Source organism: Acidovorax sp. FW305-C-20-28 (assembly GCF_058783375.1).
Genome location: NZ_JBYSYM010000005.1, coordinates 22354 through 34323 on the forward strand (window position 1 = coordinate 22354; position 11970 = coordinate 34323).

The 11970-nt window shown below is 68.7% G+C and carries 14 protein-coding genes; 1 reads left to right on the forward strand and 13 read right to left on the reverse strand.

The features are described from left to right. The first annotated feature begins 41 nt into the window (after positions 1 to 41). The gene (locus AC3WOH_RS07820) at positions 42 to 434 is read left to right on the forward strand and encodes a VOC family protein (protein ID WP_492228796.1); all 393 of its coding nucleotides are present in this window, start codon (positions 42 to 44) and stop codon (positions 432 to 434) included. A 37-nt stretch (positions 435 to 471) separates the two neighbouring features. On the opposite strand, the gene AC3WOH_RS07825 is transcribed toward AC3WOH_RS07820, so the two are convergent. The 13 genes from AC3WOH_RS07825 to AC3WOH_RS07885 all read right to left on the reverse strand — a co-directional run bounded on the left by AC3WOH_RS07825 (position 472) and on the right by AC3WOH_RS07885 (position 11900). Beyond that, positions 472 to 1581 carry a M14 family metallopeptidase gene (locus AC3WOH_RS07825; protein WP_492228797.1) on the reverse strand — a complete coding sequence of 370 codons (1110 nt, stop codon included), beginning with the start codon at positions 1579 to 1581 and terminating at the stop codon, positions 472 to 474. A gap of 35 nt (positions 1582 to 1616) precedes the next feature. After that, positions 1617 to 2462: an urease accessory protein UreD gene (locus AC3WOH_RS07830; RefSeq protein WP_492228798.1), complete on the reverse strand. Its 846-nt coding sequence runs from the start codon at positions 2460 to 2462 to the stop codon at positions 1617 to 1619. Positions 2463 to 2532: 70 nt separating this feature from the next. After that, a complete protein-coding gene (locus AC3WOH_RS07835) occupies positions 2533 to 3894 on the reverse strand; it encodes an FAD-binding oxidoreductase (protein WP_492228799.1) in 1362 nt (453 codons plus the stop codon). Between the two features lie 108 nt (positions 3895 to 4002). Then, complete coding sequence (locus tag AC3WOH_RS07840) at positions 4003 to 4896, reverse strand: ABC transporter permease (protein WP_492228800.1); 894 nt, start codon at positions 4894 to 4896, stop codon at positions 4003 to 4005. Next, positions 4893 to 5726, reverse strand: coding sequence for an ABC transporter ATP-binding protein (locus tag AC3WOH_RS07845; RefSeq protein ID WP_492228801.1), 834 nt, complete (start codon positions 5724 to 5726; stop codon positions 4893 to 4895). The genes AC3WOH_RS07840 and AC3WOH_RS07845 overlap by 4 nt, the downstream gene beginning before the upstream one ends. Before the next feature lie 75 nt (positions 5727 to 5801). Then, positions 5802 to 6800, reverse strand: coding sequence for an ABC transporter substrate-binding protein (locus tag AC3WOH_RS07850; RefSeq protein WP_492229002.1), 999 nt, complete (start codon positions 6798 to 6800; stop codon positions 5802 to 5804). A gap of 76 nt (positions 6801 to 6876) precedes the next feature. Beyond that, positions 6877 to 7740: a creatininase family protein gene (locus AC3WOH_RS07855; RefSeq protein ID WP_492228802.1), complete on the reverse strand. Its 864-nt coding sequence runs from the start codon at positions 7738 to 7740 to the stop codon at positions 6877 to 6879. Positions 7741 to 7779: 39 nt separating this feature from the next. Next, entirely contained in the window at positions 7780 to 8256 is a 477-nt protein-coding gene (locus tag AC3WOH_RS07860) for a RidA family protein (RefSeq protein WP_492228803.1), read from the reverse strand. Further along, positions 8253 to 9584: an amidohydrolase family protein gene (locus tag AC3WOH_RS07865; RefSeq protein ID WP_492228804.1), complete on the reverse strand. Its 1332-nt coding sequence runs from the start codon at positions 9582 to 9584 to the stop codon at positions 8253 to 8255. The genes AC3WOH_RS07860 and AC3WOH_RS07865 overlap by 4 nt, the downstream gene beginning before the upstream one ends. Before the next feature lie 13 nt (positions 9585 to 9597). After that, complete coding sequence (locus AC3WOH_RS07870; RefSeq protein ID WP_492228805.1) at positions 9598 to 10185, reverse strand: NAD(P)H-dependent oxidoreductase; 588 nt, start codon at positions 10183 to 10185, stop codon at positions 9598 to 9600. A 25-nt stretch (positions 10186 to 10210) separates the two neighbouring features. Further along, on the reverse strand, positions 10211 to 10513 hold the full coding sequence (locus AC3WOH_RS07875) for a 2Fe-2S iron-sulfur cluster-binding protein (RefSeq protein ID WP_492228806.1): 303 nt from the start codon (positions 10511 to 10513) through the stop codon (positions 10211 to 10213). A 137-nt stretch (positions 10514 to 10650) separates the two neighbouring features. Beyond that, complete coding sequence (locus tag AC3WOH_RS07880; protein ID WP_492228807.1) at positions 10651 to 11325, reverse strand: TetR/AcrR family transcriptional regulator; 675 nt, start codon at positions 11323 to 11325, stop codon at positions 10651 to 10653. Between the two features lie 44 nt (positions 11326 to 11369). Then, entirely contained in the window at positions 11370 to 11900 is a 531-nt protein-coding gene (locus tag AC3WOH_RS07885) for a nucleoside deaminase (protein WP_184856901.1), read from the reverse strand. Positions 11901 to 11970: the final 70 nt, after the last annotated feature.

The following is an 11970-nucleotide window of genomic DNA, read 5'->3' on the forward strand; positions in this document are numbered from 1 at the left end:
CCCATGCAGGGATCACCTGCTCCGCTTTTCAAGGAAATTCCATGGCCATACTGGATCACATCGAGTTCGCAGTGAGCGACGCAGCCATCTCGTGCAAGTTCTACGAGGCGGCCCTCCAACCCTTGGGCATCGGCTTGGTGATTTCCGTCGATGCGTCCAGGACCGGCAAGGGCTCGCGCCACGGCCTGGGCGCCAACGGCTATCCGACTTTGTGGATCCACGATGGCGCGCAGCCGAGCCGGGGCCTGCATGTGGCTTTCTCCGTGGCCACCAGGGCACTGGTGGACGCCTTCTGGAATGCCGCCCTGGCGTCTGGAGGGGTGGACAACGGAGCCCCGGGCATCCGGGCGCGTTACCACGATCGCTACTACGCCGCCTATGTCCTGGACCCGGACGGTGTCAATGTAGAGGTCGTGTGCCAAGCGCAGCCGTAGAGCAGCGGCGGCTTCGCCTTGGCGAACTCCAGGCGCCTCAGGCCTTGCGCAAGCCCTGCAGCGTCTGCAGCACCACCACCCGCGTCTGCCCCAGCAGCATGCCCTTCCATTCCTCGTTGTCGCAATAGAACGCGTCGCGCAGCTGGGCGCGGATCTCGCGCTGCTGCGCTGTGGGCGCCTCGGGGTGGCGGCGCAGCCAGGTGTCTGCGCGCAGGCGGTACAGCATCTCGGGTTCGGGCACGGTGCCGAACTCCAGGCCCATGAGCGCGATGCGGGCGTTCTTCGGGCATTCGTCGTACGCGGTGGAGACCACCGGGCCCGACACGTTGGCCGAGGCCGAATCGCCGGAGAACGGCGAAAACACGTCGGCGCCCCACCAGGATTGCGCCAGTGCCAAGTCTTCGGGCGTGTTGCGGCCCGGGTAGATCTTTTCGCCGTGGCCGTAGGGCCCCAGGCCGGTGTGCACGTCGATCCAGCCCACATGCGTGGCCGATGCCGTGTACTTGCGCAGGATGGCGCGGATCGTCTGGTTGCTCCACGAGGGGGCAGTGCCGCCATAGAACAGGCCGTCGGGCGAGGTGTACTGCCCTTTGAAGACCGCATTGCGGAAGGCGGGCATGCCGTGCTTTTCAACGTAGGCGGCGAGCGCCGCGTCGTCGGCAGGCGTGGGCGGCCAGGTGGCGGGCAGCACCAGGGGCTCGACCTCGGCGTACGACGCGTTCACCGGCCGCGGTGCGGCGAAGTCGATGTGGTTGCGGTTCAGGTCGATGTTGTCTTCGTTCGTGCGGTGCAGGTGCGAAAACCCGTGCGGGTTGACCGCATGCACCAGCAGCAGCGCCACGCCTGCCTGATCGAGCCGCGCGAGCAGATCGGCATCGTGCAGCGTGGCGATCTGCGTGCCCGATCCGCTGAAGCCCTCGGGCCCGTGCGTGCCCGAGGTGACGAGCAGGATCTTCTTGGCGTCGAGTGCGCCGAGCAGCGCCACATCGGTGGCCAGCTCTTCGCCGAGTGCGCCGCGGTACCCCGGGAGCACAAAGGACTCGACCGTGGCGCCGGCGTGCGAGGCAGCGTCGAGGAACTTGGCGCGGGCCTCGGCATAGGTGCCCGAAAAGTGGCGCGTTGCGGCGCTGCGTTGGGGGTGGGGCATGGCGAAGGGCTCCTGTCAAAGGTGTGTTGGGTGGGTTACATCGCCCAGATCCGCGGCGCTTCGCCCTGCAGGGCCCACAGCTGCTCGCGCCAGGCCACGCGCACCGCCTTGAGCAGCTTCATCGCGGGCTCCACCTGCGGGGCCAGCACGCGCAGCACCACCATGCGGTCGTTGGGGCTGGTGGCGCCCGCCGTGGCGGCTACTTGCGGGTGCTGCTCCACCACCGCGCGTGCCACGTCCAGCGCAGCGTCGCGGCGGTTGCGTTCCAGCGCGCTGCCGGCGGCAAAGAACATGCTGGCCATGCAGCGCTGGCCGGCCAGGCCCAGGGGGCTGTGCAGCAGGCGCTCGTCGGCGGCGTCGATCACGCCGCGCTCCAGCCACAGGCCGGGCACGGTGAGGTGCTGCACGAAGCGGCCCTGCACAAAGGGCTGTTTGGCATGGGGCAGGCCCAGGGCGGTCACGTCCCAGCCCATGCATTCGGCGCCGGGGGCCAGGTCGATGGTGAGCTGGTTCTCGGCATTGCAGGCGCTGTAGCACAGCGCCTCCAGCGGCAGCCATTCCATGCGCGCGCCCTCGGCCAGCGTGAGGTGGCTGCGCTGCAGCGCCAGCGGCCCGGTGGAGCGGTAAAAGCGCGTGGCGCCCGGCGTGGTGACCAGGCCGTGCGCGCCCGGGCCCACGGTGGCGCTGATGTCCAGCGTATCGCCGCCCACCAGTCCGCCGGGCGGGTGCACCAGCACGTTGTGGCAGATGCCGTCGCCCTCGGGGTACAGGCTTTGCAGGATGCGCAGCGGGCCGTTGTGCTCGTACCGTGCCACGGTGCGGGCGTTGGGGGTGGGGCCTTCAACGGTGTAGTCGAGCTGCAGGCGCGCGTGCCAGGACATGGATGGAAGCTGCTATTAAATGAATAGCTGATTATGCCTTCGCACCTGCTCGCGGCCCTTGCCGTGGGTGCTACGCAGCCTTGGCCACGGGTGGCACCCAGCTGCGCAGCTTGCCGGGATTGAGCAGGCCTTGCGGGTCGAAGCGCTGCTTGGTGCTGACCACGGCAGGGTCCAGGTTGTTCTGCTTGCCGTCTTCCACGATGTAGACATGCGGGTTGTTGATCTGCACGCCGTGGTCGCGGTAGATCTGCATGATCTGGTTGAGCCGCTCCTCGGTGCTGTAGCGGATGATCTGCAGCCCGCTGCAGTTGAAGGCGCCTTCCTTGGTGCGCAAGAACTCCAGGTGCATCATCACCTCGCTGCCCAGGGCCTTTTCCAGCGCCTTCACCTGCTCCAGCCGGGTGGCGGGGTTGAAGCCGCTCTGGATGTAGGTGAGCGTCTTGTCCACCTTCAGCGCATGCAGGGTGGTGTGGTTCCACGTGTATTCGAGCAGGGTCTTGTGGCTCTTTTCCACCTCGTCGGCCGTCTTGCGGTAGCCCACGGTGCCGCCATACTTGGTAGCCATGTCGCGCATGCCGTCTTCGGAATGCGGGGCCACCAGCAGCATCACGGCGTGGCAGCCCGCAGGCAGGTGTTCGACCAGGCTGGTGAAGTAGGCCGGGATGGGCGCGGCAAGGAAGCACACCTCCTTCTTCTCCAGCCCCGGCGCAGCGCCAAAGCGGTCGGCAAACTCCAGCGCAGCGTCGAAGTCGGTGAAGGTGACGATGCATTCCGTCCACGCCACGGCGGGGGTCAGTGCCACCTCCAGCTCCAGCACGATGCCGTTGGTGCCGTAGGTGTGGTGCAGCAGCATGGCCTCGGGGCCGCGCAGCTCGATCACCTGGGGCTCGGGCTCCACCGTCATGGCGCGCACCGCCAGCACGTTGCCGGGCGCGGCCAGCGGGCCGTGGTTGATCGACCCGGCCCCGCCAAAGCCGCCGCCGAACAGCCCGCCCAAGGTGGCGCTGCGGTAGGTGGAGGGAAGCCAGCGCAGCTCCTGCCCCAGGGGCTTGGCCTGGGCGTCGAAGTCCGACAGGCGGATGCCCGCCTGCGCGCGGCCCACGCCGCCGCGCACCCAGCCAAAGCCGTTGTAGCCCGACAGGTCCAGAATCACCCCGCCATGCAGCGGCGTGCTCTGTCCGTAGTTGCCGGTGCCGCTGCCGCGCACGGTGAGGGGGATCTGTGCGCGCGCGCAGGCGGCCACCACCTGGCGGATCTCGTCCTCGGTGCGCGGGCGCACGGCCACGTCGCCGCGCTTGCCCGCCAGGTCGCGCTTGAGCACGGGGCTGAACCAGGCAAAGTCCTGCGACAGCCGGCCCACGCGCAGCGGGTCGGCAATCCAGTCCAGGCCGGGCAGTTGTTCGGGCAGTTGGTGGGTGGTGGTGGTCGTCATGTCTGTCTCTCCTGTCGGTGCGGCGGGTGGTGTGTGGCGGGCAAAGCGCGGCCCCCACCACGCGTGCGCGGTGTCAAAAAATGGATGCGTTCCGAGTGGCTGGTAGGGTCAGTCGTGCGAGTTTTCGCTGGCGTGCCAGCTGCCCAGGGCCAGCCGGGTACCCCAAGCCATCAGGGCGAACAAGGCCACCCCGGTCAGCGAGATCAGCAGCAGCGCGGCGAACATGCGCGGAATGTTGAGCTGAAAGCCCGCCTGCAGGATCTGGTAGGCCAGGCCCGCGCCCTGGCCGCCGGTGCCGGCCACGAACTCGGCCACCACGGCACCGATCAGCGCCAGCCCGCTGGAGATGCGCAGCCCGCCGAAGAAGTAGGGCAGTGCGCTCGGTATGCGCAGCCGCAGCAGGGTCTGCATGCGCGTGGCGCGGTTGAGCTTGAAGTAGCTTTGCAGGTCCGGCTCCACGCTGCGCAGGCCCAGTGTGGTGTTGCTGATGATGGGGAACAGCGCCACCAGCGCGGCGCAGATCACCATCGACGCCGTCGGGTCCTTCACCCAGATGATGATGAGCGGCGCCACCGCCACGATGGGCGTGACCTGCAGCAGCACGGCGTACGGGAACAGCGCCGTCTCGATGCGCTTGCTCTGCACGAACAGGAACGAGATCAGCACCCCCGCCACCGTGGCCACGGCAAAGGCCAGCACGGTGATCTTGACGGTGACCCAGAGCGAGCCGCCCAGGGCCGCCCAGTCGGTGAACAGCGTCTTGAGCATGAGCAGCGGCGAGGGCACCAGGTAGGGCGGCAACTCCATCGCCGTGACCAGGCCCTGCCACAGCGCAATGAGCACCAGGCCCACGAGCAGCGGGTAGACCACGCGCTGCACGCGGGGCTGGGCCATCAGCGGCACGCGCGGTGCCGCGGGCTTGGCGGGGGCGCGGGCGGGCGCGCTGCGCTCCGCCGGCGCGGTAACAGGCGCTGCGGGGGCAGTAGGGTAGGGGGTGCTCATGCTGCGGTCTCCTCGGTGTCCGCGCTGGCGCGCAGCAGGCTGTCCTGCAGCTGCTTGGCATAGCGGCTGAATTCGGGCGAGACCATGAAGTCCGCCGTGCGCGGGTAGGGCGCGTCGATGCGGAACTCCTCCACCACGCGGCCGGGGCGCGCGGCCATCATCACCACGCGGCTCGACAGGAACACCGCCTCGTGGATCGAGTGCGTCACGAAGATCACCGTGAGCTTCTTCTTGCGCCACAGGTCCAGCAGGTCGGCGTCGAGCTTGTGGCGCGTGATCTCGTCGAGCGCGCCAAAGGGCTCGTCCATCAGCAGCAGGTCGGGCTGGGTCACCAGGCCGCGCGCAATGGACACGCGCATCTGCATGCCGCCCGACAGCGCGCGCGGCAGTGCATTGGCAAACTTCGACAGGCCCACCAGCGCCAGGGCCTCGGCCACGCGGCCATCGGCCTCGGCGCGCGGCACGCCGGCCAGGTCCAGCGGCAGGCGCACATTGGTCTGCACGCTGGCCCAGGGCATGAGCGTGGGCGACTGAAAGACAAAGGCCATCTTCTTGCTGCTCTCCTCCAGCTGGGCCACCGGCTTGTGCCACAGCTGCAGCCGGCCGTCGGTGGGCTCCAGCAGGCCGGCCACCATCTTGAGCAGCGTGCTCTTGCCGCAGCCCGAAGGGCCGAGCAGGGTGACGAACTCGCCCTCGTCGATGGTCAGGTCCACCGGCAGCAAGGCCTGCGTGCCGTTGGGGTAGGTCTTCTCGGCCGACAGCACCTGCACGGCGGGCGTGGGGCGGTGGGGCGTCGCCGGGTCGGCGGGGGTGGGCTCAGCGGACTGCATGGGGTCGCCTTTCGATGGATGCGGCCCGCCCCGCTGCGCGCGGGGCCGGGGCCGCTGTTTCAGGGCAGGGCGGGCTTACGGAAGAACCTTGAGGTCCTTGACGAAGGCGGTGCTGTAGGTATCGGCCAGCTTCACCTTGGCGGGGTCGATCAGCTTGGCTTCCACCAGGAAGTCGTAGCTCGCCTTGGCGCGCGCATCGGTCATCACGCCGATGCCCATGCTGGCCGCGTCGCCGCCCGTCACCATGCCCATCTCCTTGAGCTTGGCCACGCTGTAGGCCAACTGCTCGTCGGTCATGTTGGGGTTGTCCTTCTTGATCAGGGCATTGGCCGGTGCCGGGTCGGCCAGGTAGCTCTTCCAGCCTTCCATGGTGGCCTTCACGAAAGAGGCGACGGCGGTGCCGCGCTCCTTCACGGTCTTGTCCATGCAACTCACCGTGGTGGCGTAGGCGGGGTAGCCCTGGTCGCTGAACATCAGCGTGTTGGCTTTCACACCGGCCTTGGCGATGGCGAAGGGCTCCGACGTCAGGTAGCCCTGCTGGGCGGTGTTCTTGTCGGCTACGAAGGGCTGGATGTTGAAGGTGTAGGGCCGCGTCTGCGCATCGTTGAAGCCGTACTTGGCCTTCAGCCAGGGCCAGTAGCCGCGCTGCGCGGACGAGGCGATCAGGATGGTCTTGCCCTTGAGGTCCTCGAACTTCTTCACGTCGTCGTGCGCGATGAGCACCTGCGGGTCCTTCTGGAACACGGCCGCCACGGTGGTCACGGGCACGCCGCCCTCGCGCATCTGGATCATCTGCAGGTCGCTCGATCCCATCACGCACTCGGCCTGGCCGGCCGCCATCATCTGCACGATGTTGACCTGCGGGCCGCCCATCTTGATGGTCACGTCCAGGCCGTACTTCTTGTACAGGCCCGTGGCCACCGCCTGGTAGAAGCCGCCGTGCTCGGCCTGCGCGTACCAGTTGGTCATGTAGGTGAACTTTTCCTGCGCGTGGGCCTGCATGGTGCTGGCGGCACCAACAGCGAGCAGCGCGGCTGCACCAAGTTTGGAAAGGCGGGGGGCGGTCTTCTTCATCATGGCAGGGCTCCGGTAGGTGGTGGAGGGGGAACAGGGACGAAAAGGGGGGCGGACGAGGCTGCGTTCGCAGGTTTCAAGCCAGGGCGGTGGAGTGCTCCACATGGCCCGTGTGGTTGGCGCGGCCCCAGGTGGCTTCGGCGCGCGGGGCCCAGCGCAACTGGTGCAGCTCGGTGATGGCGGCGGCCCAGCTCACGGCCAGTGAGTCGAGGATGGCCTGGCCCTGCTCGGCCGTGGCGGGCAGCGGGTCGCCGATGATCCCGCTGGGCCCGAAGTCGCGCGCACTCCAGGCGCAGGCCGGGCGGCCGTCGGGCGAGAGCAGGGGCGACGGGAAGGCGGGCGGGTAGTTCACCACCGCGCGTTCCATGTGCACGGTGTCTGGGGCCAGGGCCAGCATCAGCGCCGTCTCGGCATGGCCGGCGTGCATGGCCAGCTTCTTTTCCTGCTCCGAGAGGTACTTGCCCGCCACGTGCGGCACGCGCCAGGTGAAGCTGGGCACCACGATGAAGTCGCCATGGCGCAGGCGCAACTCGCGTGCGCACATCTCCAGCACCTGCGGCTGGCCGCCGTGGCCGTTGACGAAAAGCAGCTTGCGAAAGCCCGCGCGGTAGACCGACTCGCCCACCTCGTTCATGGTGGCCAGCAGCGTCTCGCCGCTCAGCGTGACCGTGCCCGGAAAGTGCAGGTGCTCCTCGGACTTGCCGTAGGTGATGGGCGCCATGGCAAAGGCCGGCACATCGGCCGGCAGGCGGGCCATGGCATGGCCCACCACGCCCGCGCTGATCACCGTGTCCACCGCGCAGGGCAGGTGCGGGCCGTGCTGCTCGGTGGCGCCCGTGGGCAGCACGATGACGGTGTTCTCCTTGTCCGGCAGGTCGGCGATCTCGGTCCAGCTCAGGTAGGGCAGGTAGCGGTGGGGCGGGGTGTAGCCGTGCAGCATGGGGCGGGTCTTTCGTGAAAGGGGGCGGGGAGAATGGAGTCAGCGCTTGGGCAGGTAGGCGGTGGCCTCGACTTCGATCAGGATGTCGGCCGTGGGCAGCATGCCGGTGACCTCCACCACGGTGGAGGCCGGCGGCTCGCCCGGGAAGAACAGCTTGCGCACGCGGCTGTACTGCGGAAAGTGGTCCAGGTGCTTGAAGTACTGCACCAGCTTGATCACGTCGGCCATCTGGCCGCCCGCGGCCTCGATGGTCTGGCGGATGCGGTCCAGCACATACCAGCTCTGCGCCAGGATGGGCCCTTCCTTGATGTCGCTGCTGAACTCGCCCGTGCGGCCGATGAGCGTGGCCGCCTCGTCCGGGATGTCGGCATAGCCGCGCACGATGCGGCTGGCAGCAGGGTCCACGGCGATGATCCCGGACAGGAACACCATGTCGCCCGCGCGGCGCCAGGCGGCATAGCGGGCCAGGGGCTGGGCGATGCCCGGGGTGGCGGCGGGGGAAGCGGTCGTCGTCATGCAAGGCTCCGTGCTGGGATAGGGGAGGGGGCAGGCGTGGCGTTCGCCACGTGCCATGCGGCGCTGGCGTGCCCGCCGGCCACGCGGCCGTTGCGCAGCACCACGCGCTGCTGCGTGCGCGAGGGAAAGCCCCAGCCATCGGCCTGCTGAAAGACGATCAGGTCGGCCGCCATGCCCGGCTGCAGGGGCAGCGCATCGGGCCCGCGGCGCAGCCAGTCGCTGCGGCACAGCGCTTCGGACCAGCGGTCGAACGGCGCGTCGAGCTGCGCGGCCAGCACGCCGGTGGCCAGGGCCTCCAGCGGGTCCAGGCTGCCCACGGGGCAGAACGGGTCCTGGATGTTGTCGCTGGCCACCAGCACCGGGATGCCGCGCGCATGCGCCTCCTTGATGAGGGTGATGCCGCGCCGGCGCGGCGTGCGGCCGGTCACGGCGTCCTGCAGCAGCAGGTTGGTAATGGGCAGCGTGACCAGGGTGATGGGGCATTGCGCCACGGCATCCAGCGTGTCCAGGGCGGTGGCCTCGTCCTGCGCGGCCAGCGCGCAGGTATGGCCGCAGACCACATGGCCCTCGAAGCGCAGCTCCTTGAGCAGCGCGGCCGTGGTGGCCAGGCCCTGGGCGCCGGGGTGCAGTTCCTCGTCCACATGCAGGTCCACGTTCAGGCCATGGTGCTGTGCGGCCTCGAAGAGGTGGCGCAGGGCCTGCGCGTCCCAGTTAGTAGAATGCACGAAGCCGCCCAGCAGCGCCCCGGGGCCGCTGTCGGCCACGGTGGCGGCCAGGCGCATGGCGGTGGCGCGCTCGGTGTACAGGTGCAGGGGGATCAGGGCCACGCGCTCCAGCAGCAGGCGGCCCGTCCATTCGTGGGCCAGGCTGCGCAGCACATTCCAGGCGAGGGGCTGTGCATCGGGCTCCCACCAGTCGCAGTGCGTGCGCAGGTGCACCGTGCCGGCCTCGTAGGCCCACTGCAGTGCGCGGCTGGCGCGGGCGCGGATGTCGGCCTCCGTCCAGCCCTGGCGGTCCACCATCATGGCCTCGATGGCGCCCAGCAGGCCGGGCTTCACGGTGCCCATGCGCGGCAGGGTAAAGGCCTTGTCCAGGTGGGTGTGCGCATCCACCAGGCCGGGCAGCACCAGGGCGCCGGCCAGGTCCCAGGTGGCGCCTGCCGGCGTAGGCTGCGCGGGGCTGTGCGGTGCGATGGATTCGATGCGGCCCTGCACCAGGTGCACATCGGCCATCGCGGGCTGGCTGCCCTCGGTGGGCCACTGGCGCGGCAGCAGCCAGCGCGGCAGCCGCGCGCGCAGCAGGTGGTCGGGGGCGTTGGATGCGTGCATGGCCAAAATCCCCTTAGGCAAAGCGCGCCATGGCCTGGCCCACGCGCGCCTTGAAGGCCGCCAGCCGCGGCGGCGTGGCCACGTTCATGTGGTAGTAGGCGTGGTAGTCCACGCGCGCCTTGCCACCGGTCAGCAGGCGCATGTAGCGCGTAACGGACTTGCGCGGCGGGTCGCCCATGAGCAGCGCTGTCCAGCGCGGGCGGCCATAGGTCACCACGGCCGAGATGCGCTTGATGTGCGTGAGCGAGGGCTTCACGTTCTGCGGGTCGCTGATGTCGAAGGCCACGCCGGGCATCAGCACCCGGTCGAAAAAGCCCTTGAGCATGGCCGGCATGCCAAAGCACCAGGTAGGAAAGCAGAACACCACCGCCTCGGCCCACAGCAGCCGGTCCACATAGCCCTGCACCGGCAGGCGGTTGATCGGCACCTCGTGGTAGCCCAGGCGCTCCTCGCGGCTGAGCACGGGGTTGAAGCCCTCGGCATACAGGTCGCAGTCGTCCACTTCATGGCCGGCGCCGCGCAGCTGCTGCACCACCTCGGCATGCAGGGCCGCGTTGTAGCTGGTCTCCACCGGGTGGCAATAGATCACGAGGATGCGCATGGCGGGGCTTCCTTCCAGTTGGGGTTCAGAGATCGAGCGTGAGCGTGGGTCCGTGGCTGCGTGCGCAGCACACCGCCACATGGGTGGCCTGTTCTTCCGCGCTCAGACAGCTGTCGCGATGGTCGGGCGCGCCGGCCAGCCAGCGGGTGGCGCAGGTGCCGCAAACGCCCTGTTCGCACAGCGTGTCGATGGCAATGCCGGCGAACTGCAGCACGTCGGAGATGCTTTCACCGGGCTCCACGGGCAGCCGCATCTGGCTGCGCGCGAGCACGAGTTCAAAGGCCTGTTCCGTGGCGGGCAGCGCGGCTGCCGTGGCAGGGGTTTGCATGTTTGACCACTTGATTTGATCGATTGGTCAAACTATTGCAAATGCTGTGCCAGCGCGGCTTGTGGCCGCTACCGGCTTTGCCCTGCGTCAAAGCACCCTGCAGGGGTTCTGCTATGCCCGCAAGCGTGCAGGCCTGTTCACTCTGGTGCGAAGTCGGGTACCAGGCCGCAGCCCAGCAGCACAAAGTTGGTGAGCTCGCGCACGATGGGCTCGCGGTCGATGGCCTCCTCGGGCGCCAGGCCCAACATGATGTGCACCTGCACGCCGTAGTCAGCGTAGTGCTGCGTCATGCCCCAGATCTGCATGAGCAAGAGGCGCGCGTCCAGCGGGCGCATGCGGCCCTCGGCGATCCAGCGGTCGATCAGGTCCACCTTCTGCTGGGTGGACTTCACGGCCACGGGCCAGTACCGGCCCAGGTTGCGCCCGCCGCCCAGCACCTCGGTGGTGAAGATGCGCGACAGGCCCGGGTTGTCCAGCGCATAGTCGAGCTTCTTGCGCACATAGGTGCTCAGCACCTTCTTGGGGTCGTCGCTCTGGCTGTCGAACTGGAAGGCGCCCGACCAGCCGTTGAGCACCGAATACAGCAGCTCCTCGTACAGTTCTTCCTTGCTGGCGATGTAGTAGTGCAGCTGCGGCTTGGTCAGGCCTGCGCGCTCGGCAATCGCCTTGGTCGATGCGCCCTTGAAGCCGTGGCGGCTGAACTCGGCAATCGCCGCCTCGCGGATCGCGCCCAGGATGCGCTCGCGCCCCTGCTTGGAGCGGCTGAGCAAGGCGCCGGAGACATTGCTGCCCTCGGCTTCGGGTTCGGTCATGGGAGGGGCTTTGGGCGGCATGGTGGGCGATTGTCGCTGCTTGCTCATTGCTTCCAGAAGCCCACATGCGGGGCGCTGGCCTCTTCGATGAGGGCCGGGCCTATGCATTCGATGGCGTGCGGCGACGCGGCGAACACATCGCGGCACGACAGCTCGGCATCGCGCTGCTCGGCGCGCTCGCCGCGGAACTCGCGCAGCCGCACCGCGTCGATGCCGAACACCACCCGGCCGATGCCCGACCAGAAGATGGCGCCTGCACACATCACGCAGGGCTCGGCCGACGAGTACAGCGTGGCCTGGGCCAGCGCATCGCGGCCCACGCGCGGGCTCAGTTGGCGCACGGCATTGGTCTCGGCGTGGCCTGTGCAATCGCCTGTTTCGGTGGCATTGCAGTAGGCCTCGGCCAGCAGTTCCCCATCCGCGCCCACCACGATGGCCCCGAAGGGCCGGTTGCCGCGCGCCCGCGCCGTGCACGACCAGGCGATGGCCTTGCGCAAGTAGGTGCCATCGGTGTCGTCGATGTCGGCAGGGTCGTCGAACTGGTGGTGCGGCACGGCGGCCATCAGGGCATGCATGGGGTGTCTCCGTCAAGGTGAACGGTTGCTGTTGCCACCGCTATGCATTTGGCATGCCACGAACAATGTG

Excerpts from the sequence above, each read along its gene's own strand:
- AC3WOH_RS07865 (WP_492228804.1), bottom strand. The coding sequence starts at position 9,584 with ATGCACGCATCCAACGCCCCCGACCACCTGCTGCGCGCGCGGCTGCCG.
- AC3WOH_RS07825 (WP_492228797.1), bottom strand. The coding sequence starts at position 1,581 with ATGCCCCACCCCCAACGCAGCGCCGCAACGCGCCACTTTTCGGGCACC.
- AC3WOH_RS07870 (WP_492228805.1), bottom strand. The coding sequence starts at position 10,185 with ATGCGCATCCTCGTGATCTATTGCCACCCGGTGGAGACCAGCTACAAC.
- AC3WOH_RS07845 (WP_492228801.1), bottom strand. The coding sequence starts at position 5,726 with ATGCAGTCCGCTGAGCCCACCCCCGCCGACCCGGCGACGCCCCACCGC.
- AC3WOH_RS07850 (WP_492229002.1), bottom strand. The coding sequence starts at position 6,800 with ATGAAGAAGACCGCCCCCCGCCTTTCCAAACTTGGTGCAGCCGCGCTG.
- AC3WOH_RS07885 (WP_184856901.1), bottom strand. The coding sequence starts at position 11,900 with ATGCATGCCCTGATGGCCGCCGTGCCGCACCACCAGTTCGACGACCCT.
- AC3WOH_RS07840 (WP_492228800.1), bottom strand. The coding sequence starts at position 4,896 with ATGAGCACCCCCTACCCTACTGCCCCCGCAGCGCCTGTTACCGCGCCG.
- AC3WOH_RS07875 (WP_492228806.1), bottom strand. The coding sequence starts at position 10,513 with ATGCAAACCCCTGCCACGGCAGCCGCGCTGCCCGCCACGGAACAGGCC.
- AC3WOH_RS07820 (WP_492228796.1), top strand. The coding sequence starts at position 42 with ATGGCCATACTGGATCACATCGAGTTCGCAGTGAGCGACGCAGCCATC.
- AC3WOH_RS07860 (WP_492228803.1), bottom strand. The coding sequence starts at position 8,256 with ATGACGACGACCGCTTCCCCCGCCGCCACCCCGGGCATCGCCCAGCCC.
- AC3WOH_RS07880 (WP_492228807.1), bottom strand. The coding sequence starts at position 11,325 with ATGACCGAACCCGAAGCCGAGGGCAGCAATGTCTCCGGCGCCTTGCTC.
- AC3WOH_RS07835 (WP_492228799.1), bottom strand. The coding sequence starts at position 3,894 with ATGACGACCACCACCACCCACCAACTGCCCGAACAACTGCCCGGCCTG.
- AC3WOH_RS07855 (WP_492228802.1), bottom strand. The coding sequence starts at position 7,740 with ATGCTGCACGGCTACACCCCGCCCCACCGCTACCTGCCCTACCTGAGC.
- AC3WOH_RS07830 (WP_492228798.1), bottom strand. The coding sequence starts at position 2,462 with ATGTCCTGGCACGCGCGCCTGCAGCTCGACTACACCGTTGAAGGCCCC.